This is a genomic window from Flavobacterium sp., from assembly GCF_027484205.1.
GTDB lineage: Bacteria > Bacteroidota > Bacteroidia > Flavobacteriales > Flavobacteriaceae > Flavobacterium.
Map to the genome: position 1 here is coordinate 265,330 of NZ_JAIXUB010000015.1, position 22,093 is coordinate 287,422.

The following is a 22,093-nucleotide window of genomic DNA, read 5'->3' on the forward strand; positions in this document are numbered from 1 at the left end:
ATCAATATGGAAATAGTTAGCTCATTTTTAGAATTAGCGGATGACAAAAGATACATCCAAGAGTTACGAGAAATCGTAATGAATGACACTTTTTACCAACCAACTGAGAACATGTTCACAATTGTACCTGGTATTAAAGGAGGTCAACAAGTAGCAGCAATGCGAGGTTTTGAGTACGTAACCAAAAAATCTGCAGGTTGTGGAGGAAGTGGTGTTTCTCCAACATTCCCAGCATTCTCACAAACGTGGAACCCAACTTTGCAAGAAGTAAAAATCGAATATTGCTATTCAGATTTTGAAGCTGCATTTGTTCAATGGGGATTAAATAACGGATACGCAAGAAAAGACCTTACAGGTACTGAACTTGGAGTGTTTTTACAAGATTTAGTATCTAAAGCTATGGCTTTGGATTTACAACGTATCGTTTTGATGGCGGACAAAGATATTGCAGCACAAAACATCTTGACTGATGAAACTGCAAAAGTTCCTTTCTACAACACGATTGACAAAGGATTAATTCCTACGTTAGCGTATTTGAAAACGCTTCCTGAATTTGCTGATGCTTTCGTGGCATTGTCAAAAAACACAGGAGCGATGATTTCTCAGTTATCATTAGATGATGATTACGCTGTGAACTTATACGAATCTGTGACAGATGATGTATACGACTTTGACCCTGATACTTTCTTGACTTCAAACAGATTGTTCAAGAACTACCAAAAATGGGTTAAACGTGCAAACGGATTTGGTTTACAATCAAATGTTGACTTAACTCAAAAAGGAGTTAAAGATTTGAATATTGATGGCGAGAAACTTATGCCTATTGTTCACTATGACAGATGGAAAAGAGCTGATTTCGTAACAGGAACTACTCCAACTATTCACTTACCTCACTTCGCTTTACTTACTCGTAAAGAGTATTTACAAGTAGGTGTTGATGATGTTAATTCTTTAACAGATATCAAACTTGAGTATATCGGAGGTTCTGAAGAAAATTTTTGGATTAAAGCTAACTACTTGTTAGACTTTAAAATGACGAACCCTTATGCAATGAAAGCTGCATTGTAATATTAACAAGGGAGTGTAAAATCTCCCTTTTAAAACCTTATACATCATGCCAGAGTGTAATAATAAATTAGCTGGAGAGTTCGTACAAAAGTGCGGACACAAACCAAAACAAGGTGTCAATAGAAAATGGTACGGAAACGTAGCAGATATTGACAGAGTTGCTACTCAGTTAGCAAATCGTGGAACCAAAGTAACTGCATTAGTTCTTAAAGCTACTGCAAAAATATACGCTGCAGGAGGTAATGACAACGCTCATAAAATTGCTCACGCTTTATCAGTTGGAGATTTCTCAACAGGTTACGTTCATACAGATAGCTTTTCAATTACGTATCGTGGTGTAAACGAATCTGAAAGAATTCAAGAGCTTGTTGATGGTGCAAAAATTTTCTCAATTGAGGAAATGGTTGACACAGGAGAAGCAGGAGAGACAACCTACAAAATTGCTGGACTTGAATCAGGAATGAAAATCATCAATGATGATTATGATTCATCTGCTAACTCAGGAGTAACACAAATAGTTTGTGCAACGAAAGAGGGAGAAGAAGAAGCAACAGGATTGAAACATTTCTTGCTTACTGCTGGACTTGCTGCAACAACAGAGTGGATTGAAGACAATGTCTACGTTCCAGAACCTTAGTCAAGTAGAACAGGTAAAACTTAAAAAGATTTGGGACACAGATTATCAAACCATCGTGAGAGGAAAAGATGACGGTGTCCCTTTTTTAAAATATGTTTTTGAACTCCATTACAAGCTTTTTGGAGAAACCTGTTCAAATTGCCCGAATAAGATTTCGGGTTACATTCAAAAATTAAAAAAACTTAATACAGAAACTATCGTGGAAACTAAGAAAAAAAACACATTCGTATTACAGACAGGAACTATCATTCCAGTGCCTGGAACGTCTGAATCATATAGCAATGCTAATATTACAGATGAAAAAGCAATTCAATTATTGTCTGAAAACCAAAACAGAAAATCTTTATTCGCATCATTACCTAAAGATTGGGAAGAGCAAGTAAAAGCATTTATAGCAAACAAGCCAAACGCAGATGCTCCATCTTTAAAAGTAGTTGGTGTTAAGATTGGTGAAAACGTATTGACAGTTGAAGAAGCTTTGTCTTTACTTGAGAAATTAAACGTTAGCACTAAAGCAACTACTATTTCAGGAGTTGACGGTGTGATCAAAAAACTAGCTGAAGAAGTAGCAAATGAATTGGTAATGTTAGCAGATGCTTTGTCAGCTTCTAAAACTCCTGTAGTTGATGCTGTCACCGAAACTGGTTCTAAAGAAAGAACAAAAGAGGATGTCGAATTTGAATTAGCATCTGCTGAGCAAGAACTTGATGACTTGATTGCTATTGCTCCTCAAGATGCTGAAGCTATCAAAGTAGCTGAAGAAAAAGCAAAAGCTTTAAAAGAAGAGTTAGAAAAACTTTAATACCTAAACTTCTATGAAGTCGGAAATAATTTCCTCTTACACAGAGGAGCCAAAAAAACTATATAACCCTAGACTTGGGATTGTCATCAATGGCGATGATAATCTCAAGCCTTTGGCTATTGAGAACCTTATCGATAGCTCTCCGACTGCTTTCCAATGTGCATGGTTATATGAGAGATTTTTGGGTGGTGCTGGTTTTGAAGTTGATTTATCAAAGATTAATCTTGGTAATGAAATTCTTCCTTACTCTCCTAACAATCTATTGTATGATGTTTGCGAACCAATGTCAAGACATCAAGGTGTTTTTATCTTAGTAGGCTACAATGCAAACTTTCAGAAGGACCACTTTAAAATCATTCCTTATTCGCTTTGTAGAATTGGGAAAAAAGATAGTAAAGACTACTATGGTAAAATTTTGGTGTCCCCTAATGGTTGGGGGAAATCACTAAAGAAAGAGGAGATTGATGTTTTTGATGTTTATAATCCAAAACCAGTGGTAATTGCTGAGCAAGTATCTCGTGATGGCGGTTGGGAAAATTACAAAGGTCAAATTCTATTTTTCAAGTTCTCATATAAATATGACTATCCAAAATCAATGGTTGAGATAGCTTACTTATTTGCTGATACTGAGAATAAACTTGGATTATATTATAACTCAACTACTAAAGGAGGTTTTGAGAACACTACTTTCTTGAGACATAGAAAGTTTGAAAGCGAAAAAGACAAAAAGCAGTTTCTTGAAAATGTAAAAGATGTAACTGGTATTGATAAAAGTTCGAGAGTTCTTGCAGTTGAAGATGATTGGGATGATGAGAGAGAGAAAACTGGAAACTTTAAGTTTGACACTCTTCCTAACACTACCAAAGCAGACAAATACGCTCACTTTGAGAGTTCGAGTGCAAACTTTATTCGTAAAGCTTTTAAAAATATTCCTCCTCAGTTGGTTGATTATGTAGCTGGAAAGCTAGGTAATACTTCAGGAGAGGATTTAATTAAAGCGCAAGCAGTTTACAATGCGATTATATCTCGTGACCAGGAAAAGATAGAGTTATTATTTGCAGAATTGTTTACAAATTACAAGGACAACATCAATCCTTCAGGTAATTGGACTATCAAACAATATTCGTTGTTAGATGATGGAACTGTGAATTACAATACTGCAAGTCCTAAAATGTCAGTTGAAAATCAGGAACAGAAAACTAAAGCTACATTATTAGTGGCTTCTTCTGTTAAGAATAATGAAATAGATTTTGAATCAGGTGTATATACACTTCAATATTTATTAGGTTATTCTTTTGATGAAGCTGTATTGATTTTAAAACCTTATAAAAATTAGTAAATATGATACTACTAATTAACAAAGCAAAAGTAAGCTCACTATTGCGAGTAGCAATTGGAGTTGATGAAAGCGAATTTAATAAATTTATAGAGGAAGCTCAAAAGTTTGACCTGAAGCCATTGGTTTGCGAAGAGTTCTTTTATGATCTGCTAGAGAATAAAGATACAGAACCTTGGAAGAAGTTAATTGATGGCGGAGATTATGAATTCAATTCAAGAACTTACTATCACGAGGGAATTTCAGGAGTACTTTCTTATTTCGCTTATGCTCGTTTCTTCTTAGAGGGAAACAATACAAGCACGAGTTTTGGAATAGTTCAAAAAACTACACCTCATAGTACGCCAGTGGAATTAGCAGAAAGAAAAAACACTTACTACGATAAGAAAAAGAACGCTAATGATTTGTTTGAGGATGTGAAGAAATTCATTGAGAGAAACGAGTCTGATTATCCTAGTTGGAAATGCGGTTCTAGTTGTGGAGGTAGTGAGAAGTCAAAATTTAATTCATACGTTATCAAATGATATTTATAGTAAACATAGATGCTCAGAAATTTAGCTTGAATGGAATTCCATATTTTAAGAATTTCACTCCTTATGTTATTGGTGAGAGAGTAAAAATTGTTAATACTTATGATAGTAAAATTTCTTTAACAGAATTTGAAGATTTTGACCAATATAGTGTTAATGGAGTTATTCATACTAGTGTATCAGCTTTACAAAATGCTTTACTTCCTATGTTATTTACTCGTAACAATTTAGGAGGAGGCGGTGGTGGTTCACAAAATTTGGCTCAAGTCTTGGCGATTGGTGGAAGAGAAATTAAAACAGTGGCTGTTTCAGAAACTTTAATATCAACAGATGTAAATAAACATATAGTTTTAGACGGCTCTAATATAGATGTTACATTTGAAGATTTATATAATGATGGTGGTGAAATTATAATTGACAATTCAAGGCAAAATGAATCGAATAACAATAATATTCTTTTTGATGACGAAGCATTTGGGATTGGAGCTTTTACTTCTCCTATTTTAATACCTAGTGGTTGTGTGGCGCATATCGTAAAATATGGCAATGCAACATATCTTATCTCTTTTAAAGTTAAGTCACAAAACTTGCAATCTATTACAAATGGTGAGGGAAATAATAGTACAACCAACCAACTTATAGTTGTTAATCCAGCAACTGGAGAATCAATAATAATTGATGGTGGTGGAATAGGTTTTATGAATGCAAGCGCAACCAATGGTGTAAGCTTTTTGGCTGATCCACAAACTGGTAATTTTGGTACGGTAATAATTAAGGATGCAGGAGAAAGTCCTAAATATATGGCTTTTACTTCAGATATTCCATTAATAAATGAGCGTTACAAAGGAACATACACAACATTATCTGCTTTAAATATAGCGCATCCAACTGCTTCATCTGGTGATTATGCAATAGTTGATGGTGGTTCATCTGTTGAAGCAGTTCAATATATATGGGATTCTAATGATAATGAATGGATAGCAACTACAAATGCATCACCAACAACAACTGACGCACTTACTGAAGGAACTATAAATTTATATTTTACTAATGCAAGGGCTTTGGCTGCTGTAGCATCTGCTTTAGCCTTAAAAGCAGATAAAACTCAAGTAGAAAAAAAAGAAAATAGCTTGGTAAAATCAAACTATTCAATGTTAACTTCTAATTTAGCACAAATTGGTTCTAATGCTACTTTAGTTACTCAAGTTGCTTCTACAGCGACAATTGCATCAACAAATAATTTCACATCACAGCAAAGAACTATAATGGTTTCTAACACTGGAGGTGGCGGATTGTCATTTCTTTCATTTTCTACTACAACTGGACACACTGTCAATTTAGGAATTAATTTTTGTTATGAGTTTTTAGTTGGAATTGAATTTTATAGAGTAAATGCTGAACATTTTGCAGGAGTTATGTCATCTATAGCTAATCCTACAAATGTAAGTCCGACCACTTTTATTAATTGTTTTGGAATTACAAAAATAAAAACATCCAATAATTGGCAATTGATGTTTAATGATTCAACAGGAACTCCAACCCTTGTTGACTTAGGTTCGAATTTTCCAAGTAATACGTCTGCTTCAGATATTATGTATTGCAAATTTAAAAATATTGTTGGTACAGGATTAGAAGTTACAATTGAAAGAATAAACTCATCAGGAGTTATTGCTTTTACTTATACAACTACAATAATATCTGACTTACCCGCATCAAATTTAATTTTAAGTCAGAAATATATTAATGCAGATTCCTCACCTATTAATCCAGGAGCATCATTTGCTTTTTTAAAAGCAGCGGTTGGATATAATAATTAAACAGATATATTATGAATTCATACAAAGAAAATTTTAAAGGAGAATTAATCAAAATTTCCACTAATGAAATTGTACCCAAAATAATGGGTAACACTTTGTTTGAAGAATATTTAATTTATTTAAATCAAGGCGGAACTGTTGATTATGATAATACAATATTTGAAGTCTTTGAAGTTCCTGAGCAAGTTACAGCCATTCAATTTATAGCACAATTATCTTTTGAAGGAATTACAGAAGCTTCGATTTTGGAAGTAATTGATACTTTACCCGAACCAAATAAAACAATTGCTAGAGCTTCTTTTTTAAGAGCAGTTTATTTTGAACGCAATAATCCTTTCATTCCATTAGTAGGAATGGCCTTTAATAAAACATCAGAGCAATTAGACCAAATATTTATTAACGCTTCTAAATTGTAACTATGGAAAAACGTCTCATTAAACTACACGTCATTTTGTCAATATTATTGGTTTTTATACCGTTAATATTAATAGTAGCTTCAGGAGAAGTTAGAAATTCAATTTCCAATTATGCTTATTCTGAAGTAAGTTATTTATTTTCAACACTATTAAGCATTGCCGGAACAATGTTTATTTTTAATGGAACTGCTTACAATAGTCGTTGGTACAATATTATTTTAGGATGTTCGCTTGTAGGAGTTGCGTTAACTCCTCACCTTGACTATCCTGTTATTCATTATTCGTTTGCTAGTATTTTTTTTATTGGTTCAGTCGTAGTGATGATAGCATACTCTTCAGCTAAACAAAGGCCATTAAAAGCTTATTTTGGAATAATGATTATTCTATCCTTACTCTTTCATTTTATTTTCAATTGGTACAGCTTATTTTGGGCTGAATGGATAGGCATTTTACCGATAACAATTCACTACTTAGGAGAAACAACAAATAAATTAGATTAATTATGAATCAAGAAATTCAACACTATTTATTAAAATTTAAAACTGAATTAGGCCTTTTATTTTTTTCATTTTTAACTTTCATAACTCCTATTTGGGGAATGGTTGGTTTAGTCGCTTTTTCAGTTTTCTTAGATACATGCGCTGGAGTTTATATTGCTAGAAAATTCAATAATTATCAAAGTGATAAACTTTTCAATTTAGTCGTAAAAACTTTTTTTTACATGACAACCATACTTTTAGCATTTTTAATTGATACATATATTTTTGATAAGAAGTTGGCAAATATTGGTTACTTGAGCTCAAAAACTGTAACAATGTTTTGGATTTATATAGAATGTAAAAGCATTGATGAAAAATCTCAAAAATTAGGAAACAAACCTTTTCACGTTGTATTAACAGCTTTAATTAAAAGGATTAAAGCTTGGAAGTCAGACTTAAATGAAATTAAAAAATCGGAATAATGAAAACAGGTATTTCAGAAAATGCATTCAAGAAAGCTGCTGCTAAAATCGGATGCGAAGTAAGAGCAGTAAAAGCAGTTGATAAAGTAGAATCCAAAGGAAGTGGTTTTCTTTCAACAGGAGAAGTTAAAATTTTATTTGAACCTCATATTTTTTGGAAAGAACTCCGAAAAGTTGGAGTTAATCCAATAGTTTCTGACATCTGTTATCCAAAGCAGGGAACAAAGCCATACGGAAAAGAATCACAACAACACGCACGTTTACAAAAAGCCGTTGTAATTAATCGCAATGCAGCATTGATGTCTGCTAGTTGGGGAAGATTCCAAATTATGGGATTCAATTTCAAATTATGTGGATGCAAAACATTGCAGGAATTCATTAATAAAATGAATGAATCTGAAGAATCTCAATTAGATTTATTTGTTAACTACATCATCAATTCATACTTGGATGATGAATTAATTGAGAAAGATTGGAAGTCTTTTGCTTTTCAGTATAATGGTCCTCTTTATTACAAAAACAATTATGACGGTAAATTGAATACTGCCTACAATTTAATGAAATAGATTATGAAACTAAAACACGTTTTTAAAATTTTAATAATAGCTTTGATTATTGCATTATCAATGCTGTTTTCTTCTTGTGATATAATGAAGAAATCGCAAAAAAGCAAAACAGATACCTCAATAAAAACTGAAGAAGAAACAAAGATTTTCAGAAAAGGTGATTCAGTTTCTTATCGTCCTGTTATAAATAATCCAATTTATAAAGACACAACTATTTATCGAGTTACTAAAAACAATACTCGTCTTGAGACTGTCTATGATTCAAATGGAAACATTCGCGATATTAACTGTTATACAGATAAAATTGAGGAATTGACAAAAAGGAATTTCGAGCTTGAAAATTCTGAAAAGAATAAGCAAAAAGAAAAAACTGAAAACTTTGATAGCAGTTTTATTCTTTACATTGTTGTTGGAGTTGTGGTTTTAGGAATATTTGCAATAATAATGATGTTCATATTCATAAATAAAAACACTAAATCTGTTACAGCAATATTGAATAATTTACCAAAATAGATTTTTGTGGTTAGTTATGTTTGGTTTGGTAAAGTGGTCAATTACGACCACTTTACTTTTTTCTCCAACTATCATTGTGGTATTTGTCAGCAGGTTTTGATTTAAAAAAGTAAATCAAAAACCTAAGTATAAAAATTAACAAAACTATCGTGATAATAATATCTTTAATTGTCATTCAGCAAATATACGTATTGATTTTAAACTCTCGTTTTTCCTTCTTTCTCTTCCTGCAGTATAAATCTTTGTAGTGTTTTCTTTCCTATGTGAAGCCATTCCCATTGCATTCTCATTCATACTATCAAGCAAATCAAGAAACGTGTGTTTCATGGCATAAAAGTCAGCAGTAATACTTTCATACTCTGATATGTTTTTTTGCTTTAAATCTTCAATTAAATAAAGCTTGTCACGATAAAAAGCTACTTTATTCTTAACGTGTTTCCTCCAGCGGATAGTAATTTGCTTTGAATTATTTTTCTCAGTTCCTGGAACCAATCCATAGGAAAACAAATAATCATCCTTACTATTACACTTTTGGACAATTTCTGTCCAAAAAGGTATTGCATCCTGAATTATAACTTTAGTTTCCCAAACATACTGCTTTCCCTTTTTTAATAGCAGATCATATTCTTGCTTCTCAAGTCTAACGTGTTTCATTTGAACTGAAAATAGTTCTGTACTTCTTGCACCGGAATAAAAAAATACTTTCCCATAACGATAGAACTCAGGATAATTCAATCTTAAATACTCAAGAACTAAGCTTAATTTATCTACCTCTAAGAATTCCCTTTGCTTTTTTACTATGGAACGCTTTTGTATATCGCGAGTTAAATTGACCTCACAACATTCATATTCTATCAACTCTTTAAACAAGCTTGAGAAGTATGCTTTAAACTTGTTATAGTAATTATCTGTCAGATTAATATAATCTAAAGTTTCCTTTAGTTGGCTTCGTTTAAAATTATAGATAGTTACTTCAGATAATTGTAATTCAATTAAGGCTTTCTCAAATCTGTTTATAGCATAGCGTACCTGGTCCAAATATTCATCAGTTCCTTTTAATTTCTCGTGTGCTAGTCTGAAAGCTTCAATAACTTTTAAATCAGGATTCATTTTTGGCTTTTCAAGTTGTGGTTTTTCCTGAGTGTATTTCTTCAGGTAAGGATTATAACCATCTTTGAGAGCTTTAAATTCATCATCTATTAATGCTTTTGTTATTTCTCTACGTGCTGCCAAATCTTTAAATGAGTTCATTCCTTTAATAACAATTGGATTTGTTGGTTTTGGAAAGTTTGGGTCGTAGAAATAATACTGAATACGCCAGTCTTTTTGCAAAGCTGATTTGTTACAGGTTTTCCAATCTTTAGGATTGACTGATGGAGTGCTGCAGGAACATCCATTAGGAAGAAGAATTCTTTTTGATTTCATGTAGCTTAAATTATTGACGTTTTTATTGACGATAATGTAACTACAATGCTGAGGTATGTTTTAATAATAAAGCCGAAAGTCTTTTGTGGTGTGACTTTCGGCTTTTGCTCCCCCTCTTGGGCTCGAACCAAGGACCCTCTGATTAACAGTCAGATGCTCTAACCAACTGAGCTAAGGAGGAAACTGTATATTTTTATTTTTTAAGAACTTTTTTGTTGCTTTTCTTTTCAGAAACTCCGATTGTTTATCGGCTAAGCGGTTGCAAATATAAAGCGTTTTTTATTTTTTGCAAACAAAAAAGAATAATTTTTTTATTTTTTTTATTTTCCTACTATTGCTTTGTAAATGTCATTGCCATTTGCAAACACTAATAAGCTGATAAGCAATATGAAACCAACTAATTGTGCTTTTTCCATAAATTTATCGCTTGGTTTTTTTCCAGAAATCATTTCATATAATAAAAACATTACATGGCCACCATCTAAAGCAGGAATTGGTAATAAGTTCATTACTCCTAGCATAATAGATAATAAAGCAGTTATACTCCAAAACGCATACCAACTCCAAGTTGAAGGGAAAATACTAAATATAGCTCCAAATCCACCCACACCTTTATAGGCACCAGTGCTAGGTGTAAAAATAGCTTTTAATTGTTTTCCATAACTAGCTAGTTGTTCTGTCCCTTTTTGAATTCCTACAGGGATTGATTCAAAGAAACCAAATTCTTGTTTGTTGACTTTGTATAATCCTAATTTTTCCAAATTGTCATAAGGTAACATGGCTTGTTGTACTACAAATTTAGCATCATTATTTACTTTTAAATTAACAGCTATATCTTTTCCATCTCTGTTTATTACAGCAGCAACAGTTTTTCCTTTGAATTTTTTGGCAATTTCTATAAGTTCATCAGCATATTTAACTTCTTGATTGTTAAAACTAACAATTAAGTCTTTTGGTTTTAAAATGTCTTTATTTGGAGATTCTTTAGGAACCGAACCTATCACAAAAGGTAAACGAAGATTAATTAATGTTGCTTTTTCTGACTTCATTAATTGATCAATGAAATTTACAGGAAAGGTTATTAACTCTTCTTTACCATTTCTTTCAATTAGGACTTTTTTTGCTAAAAGAAGAGAAGGATTAATCTCATCAAATCGATTAATTTTTGCACCATCAACACTTATTATTTTATCACCAGTTTTTATTCCTGTTTTTTCTAAAACAAGATTATTAACCCATATTCCATCTTTTACATCAGCATTTGATATATATTGTTCTCCATAGAAGAAAGTCATTCCTATGTAAATTATGAATGCAAGAATAAAATTGACAGTAACACCACCAAGCATAATAATTAAACGTTGCCAAGCAGGTTTAGAACGAAATTCCCAAGGTTGAGGTTCTCCTTGCATTTGTTCTGTATCCATACTTTCATCAATCATTCCTGCTATTTTAACATAACCACCAAGAGGAAGCCAACCGATTCCATATTCCGTTTCACCAATTTTCTTTTTGAATAAAGAATATTTTACATCAAAAAATAAGTAGAATTTTTCTACTCGAGTTTTAAATAATTTGGCAGGGATAAAATGACCTAATTCGTGAAGAACAATAAGTATTGATAAACTCAATAAAAATTGAGAAAGTTTAATTGCAAATTCCATTTTTGTGATTCAATATTGTTTTTAAAAAGCAAAAGTAAGGTTTTCACCTTACTTTTTACTAATAATGTTGTTTATGTCTAATTTTTTATAATTTTTTTATGAAAAGTTCCTTCAGATGTTTCTACAGAAACAAAGTGGACACCAGAGGATAAAGAGGTCACAGAAAAATTAGTACTGTTATTTTCTAAAACTTTTTGACCGAGACTATTGTAAAAAGTTATTTTGTTTAATATGACATTTGAAGGTAATTGCACATGAATCTCATTTGAAACAGGATTAGGATATAAAGCAATTGCATTTTCTAATTCAAAATTACCGTTAGCTAAAGTTGCAACATTGTTTTTAGAAATTAATTCTTTTTCAATATCAAATTGAACTCCAGTTACAACGAAAGGCACCGAAATTATAAATTCTTGTCCATTAGCAGTATTTTCTAATACAGTGTCAAAAGTTAAACCTCCTGCTCCTAAAAGTCTAATTGGAACTGGCATTTCAAAAAATGAAACACTTGAATGAGATTGTGTTTGATTGATAGTAATTTTTGATTGACCTGAACCCCAATTTTGAGCAGTAATAGTATATGTTGGATATCCTTGATTGTATACCCAATCGTTAAAGAATTCTGTTAAACTACTTCCATAAACGGCTTCTAGATGTGACTTTAAATCAGAGGTTACAGCATATTTATAGGCTAAATTTGAATCGGCTAAATAGTTTTTTAAAGCTTGAAAAAACATTGTATCTCCCATTTTAAATCGAAGCATATTTAAAACCATTGCTCCTTTATTGTATGAAAGTCTAGAACTAAAAATTCTGTTAACATTTGTTGCTTCAGAATCTGTCAGATAAACCGCTCCACCAACTTGTGATGTAATATTGTTTATCATGTTTGTTTTATCTGTAATGAAAGCTGTATTTCCATCAAAATTTTCTATTACCATTGAAGCTAAATATGTTGCAAAACCTTCATTTAACCAAATATCTTTCCAAGTTCCACAAGTAACTTTATCACCAAACCATTGATGAGCTAATTCATGAGCAATTAAACTTCTACTAAAGTTGTTCATAAAAGAAACTGTTGTGTGTTCCATTCCTCCACCCCAACCAAACTGAGCATGACCATATTTTTCATTTTTAAAAGGATATGGTTCAAATAATGTTTCAAACAAGTTCATAATCAAAGGTGTCTGTAACAATTGATTTTGAACAGTAGTTGTATTATTTTCAGGATAAATATAATTTACAATTGGAAATGTATTTGGAGCTGTTCCGGCGGTTTGATTTATTACCGTATAATTTGTAACTGCAATTGCAATTAAATAAGCAGGAATTGGATAATTGTGATGAAAATGAGTTGTCTTGTTTGTTCCATTTATAGTCTGACCAACTTCTAGTCCATTTGATGCAACAGTATATTGTGATGGAGCAGTAACATAAACATCAATAGAATTTATTTTGTCATTTAAATCTTGTTTACAAGGCCACCAATCTCTTGCTCCAAATGGTTCAGATAGTGTCCAAAGAACAGGAGTTCCGGCGTGAGTTTCTGCAGCAAATGCACTAAATCCTGAAACTGGCGGAGCACCTGAATAAATAATTTCAACACTTGCTGTGGTTCCTGCGGCAACAACACTAGGGAAATTAATCACTAATTCATTGTTTCCACTTTCAGAAAATGTCATAGTAACACCATTTTTCTTTGCTGATGTTACTGTTAACTCATTAGCCATATCAAATGTTATTGAATTCATATTCGCTAAAGCGGTAAAAGTTGTCGTTACTTTACCAGATATGAAATAATCAGCGGGATTTACGGTAAATTCTAATTGATGATAGGTTACGTCGTAGTTTAATGTGTTTGAGTTTACTTCAACAGACATCATACTTGAAGCCGATTTCATTTCGGCATTTACAATTTCTTTGAGCTCGCTTTCAGTTATTTGTGCAAACGATAGTGAAAGTGAAAAAAAGAATAGTATTAAGTAGGTTTTTTTCATAGCAAATGATAATTTTTTGCGAATATAGTAAATATTTGGAATTTCTTGTTTCAAACATTTCTTAAAAATTATTTTTAACTTATTATTAATGAATGTTTTATAAATAAGTAATAACTTTTTAGTTTATTCTGTTATTAGAAATCAATTCCTTAAATTTGCAACCTTATAAAATTTAAGTCATGTTACAGATAGCATTTATTAGAGAAAACCAAGAGAAAGTTGTAAAAGCTTTAGCAAAAAAACACATGGATGCTAAAGCCATTGTGGAAGAAATTGTTCAAACTGATGATTTGAGAAGAAGTACTCAATCAGAATATGAAAGCACTCTTGCAGAATCAAATAAACTATCGAAAGATATTGGCGAAATGATGAAGAATGGTGAAAAATCGAAAGCTGAAATTTTAAAGCAAAAAACAGTTCAACTGAGAGAGCTTGGAAAAGAATTATCAGAAAAAGTAGATGCTTTTGCTAACGAAATTACACAGAAACTTTATTTATTGCCAAATCTTCCTGCTGAAATTGTTCCAGAAGGAAAAACTCCCGAAGAAAACATCAATGTTTTTGAAGAAGGCGAAGTTCCAAAATTACATGAAGGAGCTTTACCACATTGGGAATTGGTAAAAAAATATGATATCATCGATTTTGAATTAGGAAATAAAATTACTGGCGCAGGATTTCCTGTTTATAAAGGAAAAGGTGCAAAATTACAACGTGCTTTAATTACTTATTTTTTAGATAAAAATACAGATGCAGGTTATCTTGAATATCAAGTACCTCATTTAGTAAACGAAGCATCTGCTTATGGAACAGGACAATTGCCAGATAAAGATGGTCAAATGTATCACGATGCTACAGATGATTTGTATTTAATTCCAACAGCAGAAGTTCCAGTAACAAATATTTTTAGAGATGTAATTTTATCTGAAAATGAGTTACCAGTAAAATGTACAGGTTATACACCATGTTTCCGAAGAGAAGCAGGTTCGTATGGCGCACACGTTCGTGGATTGAATCGTTTGCATCAATTTGATAAAGTAGAAATAGTACGTGTGGAACATCCTGAAAAATCTTATGAGGCATTAGATGAAATGGTAGAACATGTGAAAGATATTATGCGTGAACTGAAATTGCCTTACAGAATTTTACGTCTTTGTGGTGGTGATATGAGTTTTGCATCTGCTTTAACTTATGATTTCGAAGTGTTTTCAACAGCTCAAGATAGATGGTTGGAAATTTCATCAGTTTCTAACTTTGAAACTTTTCAAGCGAATCGTTTGAAATTAAGATTTAAAGATAAAGACGGAAAAAACCAATTGGCACATACGTTAAACGGAAGTTCGTTAGCGTTACCAAGAGTTTTAGCTGGAATTTTAGAAAATTATCAAACACCTGAAGGAATTGTTGTTCCTGAAGTATTGCGTAAATACACAGGTTTTGACATTATCAACTAAAAGTTAATCTTATATAAATAATGTACTAAATTGGCACAAAATGTGTTACTTTAGTACATTGTTTTTTAAAGGTATTAGATGAAACAAGTATTATATTTATTCTTTCTGACTTTTGTTACAATTGTGAATTCGCAAAATAACAATCCATTTATTCCTAAGGAAGGAAAGTTAGTTGCTGATTTTGTTCCTAATAAATGGAAAGTAATTGCAAAGTCGGAAGGCGATTTGAATAAAGATAAAATTAATGATGTTGCCTTTGTAATTGAAAACACTGCAACAGAAAACATTGTTTTAAACGGAGGTTTTGGAAAAGACACATTGAATCTTAATCCAAGGTTTTTGTTGGTTTTATTTAAAACAGATTCTAAATATGTTTTGAAAAGCATCAATAAAAAATTCATTCCTTCGCAAGATAATTCCGTAAGTCCTTGTTTAGACGATCCATTTATGGAAAATGGCGGAATTGAAATTAAAAATGGAGTTCTCAATATAGATTTTCATTATTGGTTAAGTTGTGGTAGTTGGTTTGTAACAGATAGGAATTATAAATTTAGATTTCAAGGCGAAAGTTTTGTTTTAATAGGTTATGATTCTTCTAGTTTTCATAGGTCAACAGGTGAAGGTAATTCATTAATTATTAATTTTTTATCAAAAAAGAAAGAACTAATTACAGGAACTAATGAATTTAAAGAAACTAATCCAAAAACAACTTGGAAAAATATAAAAATTGAAAAACTAATAAAATTAGAGGATTTAACCACCGATTCTGAAATTGATTATTAAAATGAAAAAAATCATTGCTATATTTTTTCTATCATTCTCGCTGTTTGTTCATGCTCAAAATGAACAATTGGCAATGAATTATTTTGACAGAGGTGAATTTGAAAAAGCGTTAATCAGTTATGAGGAATTATTAAAGACTCAACCTAATAATGCAAACTTTTTTCAAAAAACAGTCGAATGCTATCAGCAATTACAACAATTTGAAAAGGCCGATAAAGCACTTCAAGAACGCTATACAAAATACAAACAAGGTGCACTTTTAGTCGATATTGGCTTTAATTATCAATTGCAAAAAAACACGAATAAAGCCAATAATTATTTTGATCAAGCGATTGATAAAATTAAAAAAAATCCTTCTGAAGTATATGGTATAGGTTTTTTATTTGATAAAAAAGGATTAATAGATTATGCGATTTTGGCGTATCAAACAGCAATGGATTTAGAACCAAAAAACAATTTTAATTATCAATTGGCTTTGCTTTATGGGCAAAAAGGCGATTTTGATACAATGATTGAGAAGTTTTTGACCGAATCCATTAACAATCCTCAAAATTTGATAATGATTCAAAATCAACTGTCTCGATTTATGTCAGAAGATACCACTTCAACATTTAATGATGTTCTGAAAAAAGCACTTTTATTCCGTGTTCAAAAGAATCAAGATATTTTTTGGAACGAATACTTGAGTTGGTTTTATGTGCAACAAAAAGAATACGGGAAAGCATTTATTCAAGAAAAAGCAATTTACAAAAGAAATCCAGAATCTTTTGGAAATATTGTAAATCTTGGTCAACTAGCAATTGAGGAAAATGATGAAACTGCAGCCAAAGATATTTTGGGATTTGTTCTTGAAAACACAAAAGATTTGGATTTACAAATTCAATCGCATTCCTATTTAATGGAAATGAAAATTGATAAATCACAATCAAAAGACTATCCGTTAATTAATCAAGAATTAGATAATTTAATTAAAGAATTTGGTGTCAGTCCGTTTACATTATCATTATTAAAATTGAAAGCACATTTTTCTGCCTTCAATTTGAAAGATGCTGAAACAGGAAAAGTCATATTAAAAAATGTTCTTGAAATGCCGTTAAATAAACAGCAAGTGGCAGAAACCAAAATGGAATTGGCAGATATTTTGTTGTTTGAGGAAAAATTCAATCAAGCATTGTTATATTATTCACAAATCGAATCAGAATCTAATAATAATCCTATTGGTCAAGAAGCAAGTTTGAAAATTGCTAAAACAAGTTATTACAAATCCGATTTTAAATGGGCAGAACATCAACTCAAAGTTTTAAAATCTGCGTCAACACAATTGATTGCTAATGATGCATTAGATTTATATCTTTTAATTTCCGACAATACCGTTGAAGATTCTACACAAGTAGCATTGAAGAAATTTGCTCGAGCTGATTTTTTACTATTTCAAGATAAAAAGCAAGATGCTTTAGAAGCATTTCAAGCTATTTTAAAAGAAAATAAAGGCGATGCAATTGAACCAGTAACGCTATTAAGAATTGGGAAAATTCATGAAAAACTAAACGATTTTACGCAAGCTTTAAGTAATTATCAAGCCATAATTGACAATCACAAAGAATCGATTTATGTAGATGAAGCCTACTTTTTTGCTGCAGAAATTTATGCTCAAACAGGAAATATTGAAGCAGCAAAACCACTTTACGAATATATAATTATGAATAAAGTCGATAGTATTTATTTTGTTGAAGCTCAAAAGAAATATAGGAAACTTCGAGGTGATTCTATTTAATTACTTTCAATTTCAAAAATCATTGTCACACTGAGCACAATCGAAGGACGAAGTGCTTTTAAAAGATTATTAAATTAATAGCAATCAATTATCAAATGATATTATACAATGTAACCGTAAACATTCATGAAAGCGTCCACAATCAGTGGATGAATTGGATGCAAACAAAACATATTAACGACGTTTTAGCCACAGGAAAATTTTCGTCAGCAAGATTAGTAAAAGTTTTAGTTGAAGAAGAAATGGGCGGAACAACCTATGCCATTCAATACACAACCGATAGTATGGAAACTTTACAACGTTACTACGATGAAGACGCGCCAAGATTAAGAGAAGAAGGAGCACGACTTTTTGGAGATAAGATGTTAGCTTTTAGAACCGAATTAGAAATGATTTCGGAATTTTTTCAGACGAATTAAAACAAATAATTTGCTTTGTGCCTTTGTGCCTTTGCGAGAAAAAAACCTTAGCAAAATAAAGCCTTCGTGGCAAACAACATGGAAAAAGTAAAAGCAAAAAAACACCTCGGACAACATTTCTTAAAGGACGAATCTATCGCTAAAGCCATTGCCGATACTTTACATCTTGAAGGTTATGACGACGTATTAGAAATTGGTCCAGGAATGGGTGTTTTGACTAAATATTTATTGGAAAAACCTATTACGACCTATGTTATTGAAATCGACACCGAATCAGTAGCGTATCTTGATGCTAATTATCCAAAACTGAAAGATAAAATCATTTCTAAAGATTTTTTAAAATACAATATCAACGAAGTTTTTGAAGGAAAACAATTCGCAATCATTGGTAACTTTCCATACAATATTTCAACTCAAATAGTTTTCAGAACTTTAGAATATCGAAATCAAATTCCAGAGTTCTCGGGTATGTTTCAAAAAGAAGTTGCCGAAAGAATTTGCTCTAAAAAAGGAAGTAAGGTTTACGGAATTCTATCGGTTTTAGCCCAAGCATTTTATGATGTAGAATATCTTTTTACCGTTGATGAAACCGTTTTCGATCCGCCACCAAAAGTAAAATCGGGTGTGATGCGCATGCGTAGAAAAGAAAATTTTTCCTTGCCTTGTAGCGAAAAATTGTTGTTTACCGTAGTAAAAACGGCATTTCAACAACGTAGAAAAACCATGCGCAATAGTTTAAAATCATTAAATTTGTCCGATAATTTAAGAGAAGATACTATCTTTGACCTCAGACCAGAGCAATTATCGGTAGAACAGTTTATTGAACTTACACAAAAAATAGAAGCCAATGCAATTTAAAATCAGTAAAGAACTTTTAGTTCAAATTGAGCAATTAATTCATCAAAAGAACGACCAAGAGTTGGAAATTTTGTTGAACGACTTGCACCATGCTGATATTGCCGAAATTTTTGATGAGTTAGAAACCAACGAAGCCATCTATATTTTCAAAATTTTAGATAGTGAAATTACTGCCGAAATTCTTACCGAATTAGAAGATGATGTTCGTGAAAAAATCCTTCGAGGACTTTCAGCTAAAGAAATTGCCGAAGAACTTGATGAACTTGATACTGATGACGCAGCTGATATTATTGCCGAACTTTCTGAAAGTAAAAAAGAAGAAGTAATTTCTGAGCTTGAAGACGTCGAACATGCTAAAGATATTGTCGACTTATTGCGCTACGATGAAGATACAGCTGGAGGTTTAATGGGGAAAGAGTTGGTAAAAGTCAATGAAAATTGGAACGTACTAACTTGCGTAAAAGAAATGCGAATTCAAGCCGAAAATGTAACTCGTGTGCATTCTATTTATGTAGTTGATGATGAAAATCGTTTAAAAGGAAGATTGTCTTTAAAAGATTTATTGACCACTTCTACTAAAACCATGATTAGCGATGTTTACATCAAAAAAGTAGATTCTGTTCGTGTCAATGCTTCTAATGTTGAGGTAGCACGAATCATGCAAAAATACGATTTAGAAGCCATTCCAGTGGTTGATGAAATGGGACGATTAGTTGGTCGAATTACTATTGATGACATCGTTGACGTAATCAAGGAAGAAGCCGACAAAGATTACCAATTAGCAGCAGGTATCTCACAAGACGTTGAAGCTGACGATAGCATTATTGAATTAACCAAAGCACGTTTGCCTTGGTTAGTTTTAGCACTTTTTGGCGGATTTATAAGTGTAACATTACTCGAAAGTTTTCAAGGAGCAATGCAATTTCATAAAGAATTATTCTTTTTCACACCACTTATTGCCGCAATGGCAGGAAATGTAGGTGTGCAATCGTCAGCTATTATTGTACAAGGTTTGGCGAATCATACCATTAGCGGAACCATATTTAATCGATTGCTAAAAGAAATCTCCTTGAGTTTATTCAACGGGTTAATTCTTGCAACATTATTATTTATTGGAAGTCATTTTTTATTAGGTGTAGAAACTAAAATAGGAGTAATTGTAACCATAGCTTTAGTTTCTGTAATCATCATTGCCTCCTTAATAGGAACTTCCATTCCACTTATCTTAGATAAATTTGGCATCGATCCAGCACTTGCTACTGGACCATTTATCACTACAAGTAATGATATTTGCGGAATTCTAATTTACTTTTCAATCGCTAAATTAATTTTAGGATTTTAGAAGTAATTGTCCAAAATTTATCAATGGTCTTTTATTTCTAATGGTATCATTAGTAAAGTCACATTCTTCAGGAATTGTTAAATATTTATCAATTTTAATCGCATTTTTAACTTCTAATTTACCTGTAGTCTTTCCATTAGTATCAATGTAATAAATTAATTTCAATATCCCATTTGGGATATTTTTAGAAATTTTCCACATTTCATATACAGTTGTATGTAGCAAAAATGGAGAGTATGTATGACTTGATTTTTCAACAATATAGTGAATGGTTACAATTTTCTTTTTCTTTTGATATTTTAATTTTTTATTACACTTAACAGCATAATGATAATAACTCGTATCATTTATGATAGTGTCATTGAAATTAATAAAATTATAATTTTTGGCTTTATGCTTGTACGTATTTCCATACCTAGATGTTTCATTACAGCTATTTACAAAAGTTTCAGCTTTAAAAAATTCATTACTTGAAACAATTGAAGACACATAAACTCCATTTTGATCAATCAAACGCAAACTTTTAGTTATTGAATCTTTATCTTCAACAAATAAATTGTAATTATTTAATTTTGAATTTAATAAATATATAAATTCTTTTGGGTTTTTATTAGTTGTGCTAGTTGGTTTAATGAATAAAGCATAATCAAAGTGATATTTTTTCTGAGCAAACATTTGACAAAATACTATAAGGCCAATAATCAAGAAAGCTTTTTTCATAACGAATAAATAATGTTGTATTCCAAAAATAAGTATTTTTATGCTTTAAAATTATGATGAATAAAAAAAACATAAAAATCCTCCATATCGACAGCAATCATCCATTATTATGGAATCAACTGGAACAAGCAGGTTTCACTAATGAAGAAGATTTCACTTCCACCAAAGAAGAAGTCGAATCGAAAATCAAAAACTATAACGGAATTGTAATTCGTTCTCGTTTCAAAATCGATAAAACCTTTCTCGACAAAGCAACTAATTTACAATTTATTGCACGAGTTGGCGCAGGATTAGAGAGTATCGATTGTGATTATGCTATCGAAAAAGGCATTCAATTAATTGCCGCTCCAGAAGGTAATAGCAATGCCGTTGGTGAACACGCACTTGGAATGTTATTGTCGTTGATGAATAAATTAAATCGTGCAGACAAGTTAGTTCGCGAAGGAAAATGGATTCGTGAAGGCAATCGTGGCTATGAACTAGAAGGCAAAATCATCGGAATAATTGGTTACGGAAATATGGGAAAATCTTTTGCTAAGAAACTGCGTGGATTTGATGTAAAAGTCATTTGTCACGATATTTTAGAAAATGTTTCCGATGAAAATGCTACACAAGTTTCATTGCAAGAACTTCAAAAACAAGCCGATGTTTTGAGTTTACACCTTCCGTGGACACCACAAACTGATAAAATGGTAAACACTGAATTTATAAATTCTTTTGCAAAACCATTTTGGTTCATCAATACATCAAGAGGTAAAAATGTTGTTACTGCCGATTTAGTAGCAGCTTTGGAGTCTGAAAAAATTCTCGGTGCAGGTTTAGATGTTTTAGAGTATGAAAAACTATCGTTTGAAAACTTATTTATCGATTCTGAAAAACCTGCTGCATTCCAATATTTATTAGATTCAGAAAAAGTACTTCTTACGCCACACATAGCAGGTTGGACTTTTGAGAGTCACGAAAAATTGGCCCAAACTATCGTTGATAAAATCATCAATTATTATAAAGGATAAC

The 22,093-nt window shown here is 31.6% G+C and carries 22 protein-coding genes and 1 tRNA gene; 18 read left to right on the forward strand and 5 right to left on the reverse strand.

Annotated elements, in window-relative coordinates; genetic code table 11:
- Nucleotides 1-6: 6 nt before the first annotated feature.
- Genes Q0049_RS07310 through Q0049_RS07360 form a run of 11 tightly spaced genes read left to right on the forward strand, consistent with a single transcriptional unit; the run spans nt 7 to nt 8,646 of the window.
- The gene (locus tag Q0049_RS07310) at nt 7-1,068 is read left to right on the forward strand and encodes a hypothetical protein (protein WP_298118128.1); all 1,062 of its coding nucleotides are present in this window, start codon (nt 7-9) and stop codon (nt 1,066-1,068) included.
- A gap of 46 nt (nt 1,069-1,114) precedes the next feature.
- A complete protein-coding gene (locus Q0049_RS07315) occupies nt 1,115-1,705 on the forward strand; it encodes a hypothetical protein (protein WP_298118130.1) in 591 nt (196 codons plus the stop codon).
- Nucleotides 1,683-2,507, forward strand: coding sequence for a hypothetical protein (locus Q0049_RS07320; RefSeq protein ID WP_298118132.1), 825 nt, complete (start codon nt 1,683-1,685; stop codon nt 2,505-2,507). Before Q0049_RS07315 ends, Q0049_RS07320 begins: the two co-directional genes overlap by 23 nt.
- 13 nt (nt 2,508-2,520) lie before the next feature.
- Nucleotides 2,521-3,843: a hypothetical protein gene (locus tag Q0049_RS07325; RefSeq protein ID WP_298118134.1), complete on the forward strand. Its 1,323-nt coding sequence runs from the start codon at nt 2,521-2,523 to the stop codon at nt 3,841-3,843.
- Nucleotides 3,844-3,848: 5 nt separating this feature from the next.
- The gene (locus tag Q0049_RS07330; RefSeq protein WP_298118136.1) at nt 3,849-4,367 is read left to right on the forward strand and encodes a hypothetical protein; all 519 of its coding nucleotides are present in this window, start codon (nt 3,849-3,851) and stop codon (nt 4,365-4,367) included.
- Entirely contained in the window at nt 4,364-6,190 is a 1,827-nt protein-coding gene (locus Q0049_RS07335) for a hypothetical protein (protein WP_298118138.1), read from the forward strand. Before Q0049_RS07330 ends, Q0049_RS07335 begins: the two co-directional genes overlap by 4 nt.
- A gap of 11 nt (nt 6,191-6,201) precedes the next feature.
- Entirely contained in the window at nt 6,202-6,606 is a 405-nt protein-coding gene (locus Q0049_RS07340; RefSeq protein WP_298118140.1) for a hypothetical protein, read from the forward strand.
- Nucleotides 6,607-6,608: 2 nt separating this feature from the next.
- The gene (locus Q0049_RS07345; protein ID WP_298118142.1) at nt 6,609-7,106 is read left to right on the forward strand and encodes a hypothetical protein; all 498 of its coding nucleotides are present in this window, start codon (nt 6,609-6,611) and stop codon (nt 7,104-7,106) included.
- Between the two features lie 2 nt (nt 7,107-7,108).
- Nucleotides 7,109-7,567: a phage holin family protein gene (locus Q0049_RS07350; RefSeq protein WP_298118144.1), complete on the forward strand. Its 459-nt coding sequence runs from the start codon at nt 7,109-7,111 to the stop codon at nt 7,565-7,567.
- Nucleotides 7,567-8,133 (forward strand): N-acetylmuramidase family protein, encoded by a 567-nt coding sequence (locus tag Q0049_RS07355; RefSeq protein WP_298118145.1) that lies wholly within the window; start codon nt 7,567-7,569, stop codon nt 8,131-8,133. The genes Q0049_RS07350 and Q0049_RS07355 overlap by 1 nt, the downstream gene beginning before the upstream one ends.
- 3 nt (nt 8,134-8,136) lie before the next feature.
- Entirely contained in the window at nt 8,137-8,646 is a 510-nt protein-coding gene (locus Q0049_RS07360) for a hypothetical protein (RefSeq protein WP_298118147.1), read from the forward strand.
- A gap of 171 nt (nt 8,647-8,817) precedes the next feature.
- Here Q0049_RS07360 and Q0049_RS07365 read toward each other — a convergent pair whose 3' ends face one another.
- From Q0049_RS07365 to Q0049_RS07380, 4 genes are all read right to left on the reverse strand, one after another.
- Entirely contained in the window at nt 8,818-10,071 is a 1,254-nt protein-coding gene (locus Q0049_RS07365; protein ID WP_298118149.1) for a site-specific integrase, read from the reverse strand.
- 107 nt (nt 10,072-10,178) lie between these two features.
- Nucleotides 10,179-10,252, reverse strand: a tRNA-Asn gene (locus tag Q0049_RS07370).
- 139 nt (nt 10,253-10,391) lie between these two features.
- Nucleotides 10,392-11,735: an RIP metalloprotease RseP gene (rseP, locus tag Q0049_RS07375; protein WP_298118151.1), complete on the reverse strand. Its 1,344-nt coding sequence runs from the start codon at nt 11,733-11,735 to the stop codon at nt 10,392-10,394.
- Nucleotides 11,736-11,812: 77 nt separating this feature from the next.
- Nucleotides 11,813-13,732, reverse strand: a complete 1,920-nt coding sequence (locus Q0049_RS07380; RefSeq protein WP_298118153.1) for a M1 family aminopeptidase — start codon at nt 13,730-13,732, stop codon at nt 11,813-11,815.
- A 179-nt stretch (nt 13,733-13,911) separates the two neighbouring features.
- On the opposite strand from Q0049_RS07380, the gene serS reads away from it, so the two are divergent.
- The 6 genes from serS (at nt 13,912) to mgtE (ending at nt 20,359) form a co-directional block, all read left to right on the forward strand.
- The gene (gene serS / locus Q0049_RS07385; protein WP_298118155.1) at nt 13,912-15,183 is read left to right on the forward strand and encodes a serine--tRNA ligase; all 1,272 of its coding nucleotides are present in this window, start codon (nt 13,912-13,914) and stop codon (nt 15,181-15,183) included.
- 78 nt (nt 15,184-15,261) lie between these two features.
- Entirely contained in the window at nt 15,262-15,966 is a 705-nt protein-coding gene (locus Q0049_RS07390) for a hypothetical protein (RefSeq protein ID WP_298118157.1), read from the forward strand.
- Nucleotide 15,967: 1 nt separating this feature from the next.
- Complete coding sequence (locus tag Q0049_RS07395) at nt 15,968-17,740, forward strand: tetratricopeptide repeat protein (RefSeq protein WP_298118159.1); 1,773 nt, start codon at nt 15,968-15,970, stop codon at nt 17,738-17,740.
- A gap of 95 nt (nt 17,741-17,835) precedes the next feature.
- Nucleotides 17,836-18,159: a DUF4286 family protein gene (locus tag Q0049_RS07400; protein WP_298118161.1), complete on the forward strand. Its 324-nt coding sequence runs from the start codon at nt 17,836-17,838 to the stop codon at nt 18,157-18,159.
- A 78-nt stretch (nt 18,160-18,237) separates the two neighbouring features.
- Nucleotides 18,238-19,017 carry a 16S rRNA (adenine(1518)-N(6)/adenine(1519)-N(6))-dimethyltransferase RsmA gene (gene rsmA / locus Q0049_RS07405; RefSeq protein ID WP_298118163.1) on the forward strand — a complete coding sequence of 260 codons (780 nt, stop codon included), beginning with the start codon at nt 18,238-18,240 and terminating at the stop codon, nt 19,015-19,017.
- Nucleotides 19,007-20,359 (forward strand): magnesium transporter, encoded by a 1,353-nt coding sequence (gene mgtE, locus Q0049_RS07410; protein ID WP_298118165.1) that lies wholly within the window; start codon nt 19,007-19,009, stop codon nt 20,357-20,359. The genes rsmA and mgtE overlap by 11 nt, the downstream gene beginning before the upstream one ends.
- Here mgtE and Q0049_RS07415 read toward each other — a convergent pair.
- Nucleotides 20,348-21,079 carry a hypothetical protein gene (locus Q0049_RS07415; RefSeq protein WP_298118167.1) on the reverse strand — a complete coding sequence of 244 codons (732 nt, stop codon included), beginning with the start codon at nt 21,077-21,079 and terminating at the stop codon, nt 20,348-20,350. The two genes, mgtE and Q0049_RS07415, sit on opposite strands and share 12 nt — an antisense overlap.
- 56 nt (nt 21,080-21,135) lie before the next feature.
- Between Q0049_RS07415 and Q0049_RS07420 the strand changes: the two genes are divergently transcribed.
- A complete protein-coding gene (locus tag Q0049_RS07420; RefSeq protein ID WP_298118789.1) occupies nt 21,136-22,092 on the forward strand; it encodes a 2-hydroxyacid dehydrogenase in 957 nt (318 codons plus the stop codon).
- The last annotated feature ends 1 nt before the right edge of the window (nt 22,093 follow it).

What these genes read in the sequence shown, in the direction of transcription:
- Q0049_RS07310 (WP_298118128.1), top strand. Translation starts at nt 7, where the DNA reads ATGGAAATAGTTAGCTCATTTTTAGAATTAGCGGATGACAAAAGATAC.
- Q0049_RS07315 (WP_298118130.1), top strand. Translation starts at nt 1,115, where the DNA reads ATGCCAGAGTGTAATAATAAATTAGCTGGAGAGTTCGTACAAAAGTGC.
- Q0049_RS07320 (WP_298118132.1), top strand. Translation starts at nt 1,683, where the DNA reads ATGTCTACGTTCCAGAACCTTAGTCAAGTAGAACAGGTAAAACTTAAA.
- Q0049_RS07325 (WP_298118134.1), top strand. Translation starts at nt 2,521, where the DNA reads ATGAAGTCGGAAATAATTTCCTCTTACACAGAGGAGCCAAAAAAACTA.
- Q0049_RS07330 (WP_298118136.1), top strand. Translation starts at nt 3,849, where the DNA reads ATGATACTACTAATTAACAAAGCAAAAGTAAGCTCACTATTGCGAGTA.
- Q0049_RS07335 (WP_298118138.1), top strand. Translation starts at nt 4,364, where the DNA reads ATGATATTTATAGTAAACATAGATGCTCAGAAATTTAGCTTGAATGGA.
- Q0049_RS07340 (WP_298118140.1), top strand. Translation starts at nt 6,202, where the DNA reads ATGAATTCATACAAAGAAAATTTTAAAGGAGAATTAATCAAAATTTCC.
- Q0049_RS07345 (WP_298118142.1), top strand. Translation starts at nt 6,609, where the DNA reads ATGGAAAAACGTCTCATTAAACTACACGTCATTTTGTCAATATTATTG.
- Q0049_RS07350 (WP_298118144.1), top strand. Translation starts at nt 7,109, where the DNA reads ATGAATCAAGAAATTCAACACTATTTATTAAAATTTAAAACTGAATTA.
- Q0049_RS07355 (WP_298118145.1), top strand. Translation starts at nt 7,567, where the DNA reads ATGAAAACAGGTATTTCAGAAAATGCATTCAAGAAAGCTGCTGCTAAA.
- Q0049_RS07360 (WP_298118147.1), top strand. Translation starts at nt 8,137, where the DNA reads ATGAAACTAAAACACGTTTTTAAAATTTTAATAATAGCTTTGATTATT.
- Q0049_RS07365 (WP_298118149.1), bottom strand. Translation starts at nt 10,071, where the DNA reads ATGAAATCAAAAAGAATTCTTCTTCCTAATGGATGTTCCTGCAGCACT.
- rseP (WP_298118151.1), bottom strand. Translation starts at nt 11,735, where the DNA reads ATGGAATTTGCAATTAAACTTTCTCAATTTTTATTGAGTTTATCAATA.
- Q0049_RS07380 (WP_298118153.1), bottom strand. Translation starts at nt 13,732, where the DNA reads ATGAAAAAAACCTACTTAATACTATTCTTTTTTTCACTTTCACTATCG.
- serS (WP_298118155.1), top strand. Translation starts at nt 13,912, where the DNA reads ATGTTACAGATAGCATTTATTAGAGAAAACCAAGAGAAAGTTGTAAAA.
- Q0049_RS07390 (WP_298118157.1), top strand. Translation starts at nt 15,262, where the DNA reads ATGAAACAAGTATTATATTTATTCTTTCTGACTTTTGTTACAATTGTG.
- Q0049_RS07395 (WP_298118159.1), top strand. Translation starts at nt 15,968, where the DNA reads ATGAAAAAAATCATTGCTATATTTTTTCTATCATTCTCGCTGTTTGTT.
- Q0049_RS07400 (WP_298118161.1), top strand. Translation starts at nt 17,836, where the DNA reads ATGATATTATACAATGTAACCGTAAACATTCATGAAAGCGTCCACAAT.
- rsmA (WP_298118163.1), top strand. Translation starts at nt 18,238, where the DNA reads ATGGAAAAAGTAAAAGCAAAAAAACACCTCGGACAACATTTCTTAAAG.
- mgtE (WP_298118165.1), top strand. Translation starts at nt 19,007, where the DNA reads ATGCAATTTAAAATCAGTAAAGAACTTTTAGTTCAAATTGAGCAATTA.
- Q0049_RS07415 (WP_298118167.1), bottom strand. Translation starts at nt 21,079, where the DNA reads ATGAAAAAAGCTTTCTTGATTATTGGCCTTATAGTATTTTGTCAAATG.
- Q0049_RS07420 (WP_298118789.1), top strand. Translation starts at nt 21,136, where the DNA reads ATGAATAAAAAAAACATAAAAATCCTCCATATCGACAGCAATCATCCA.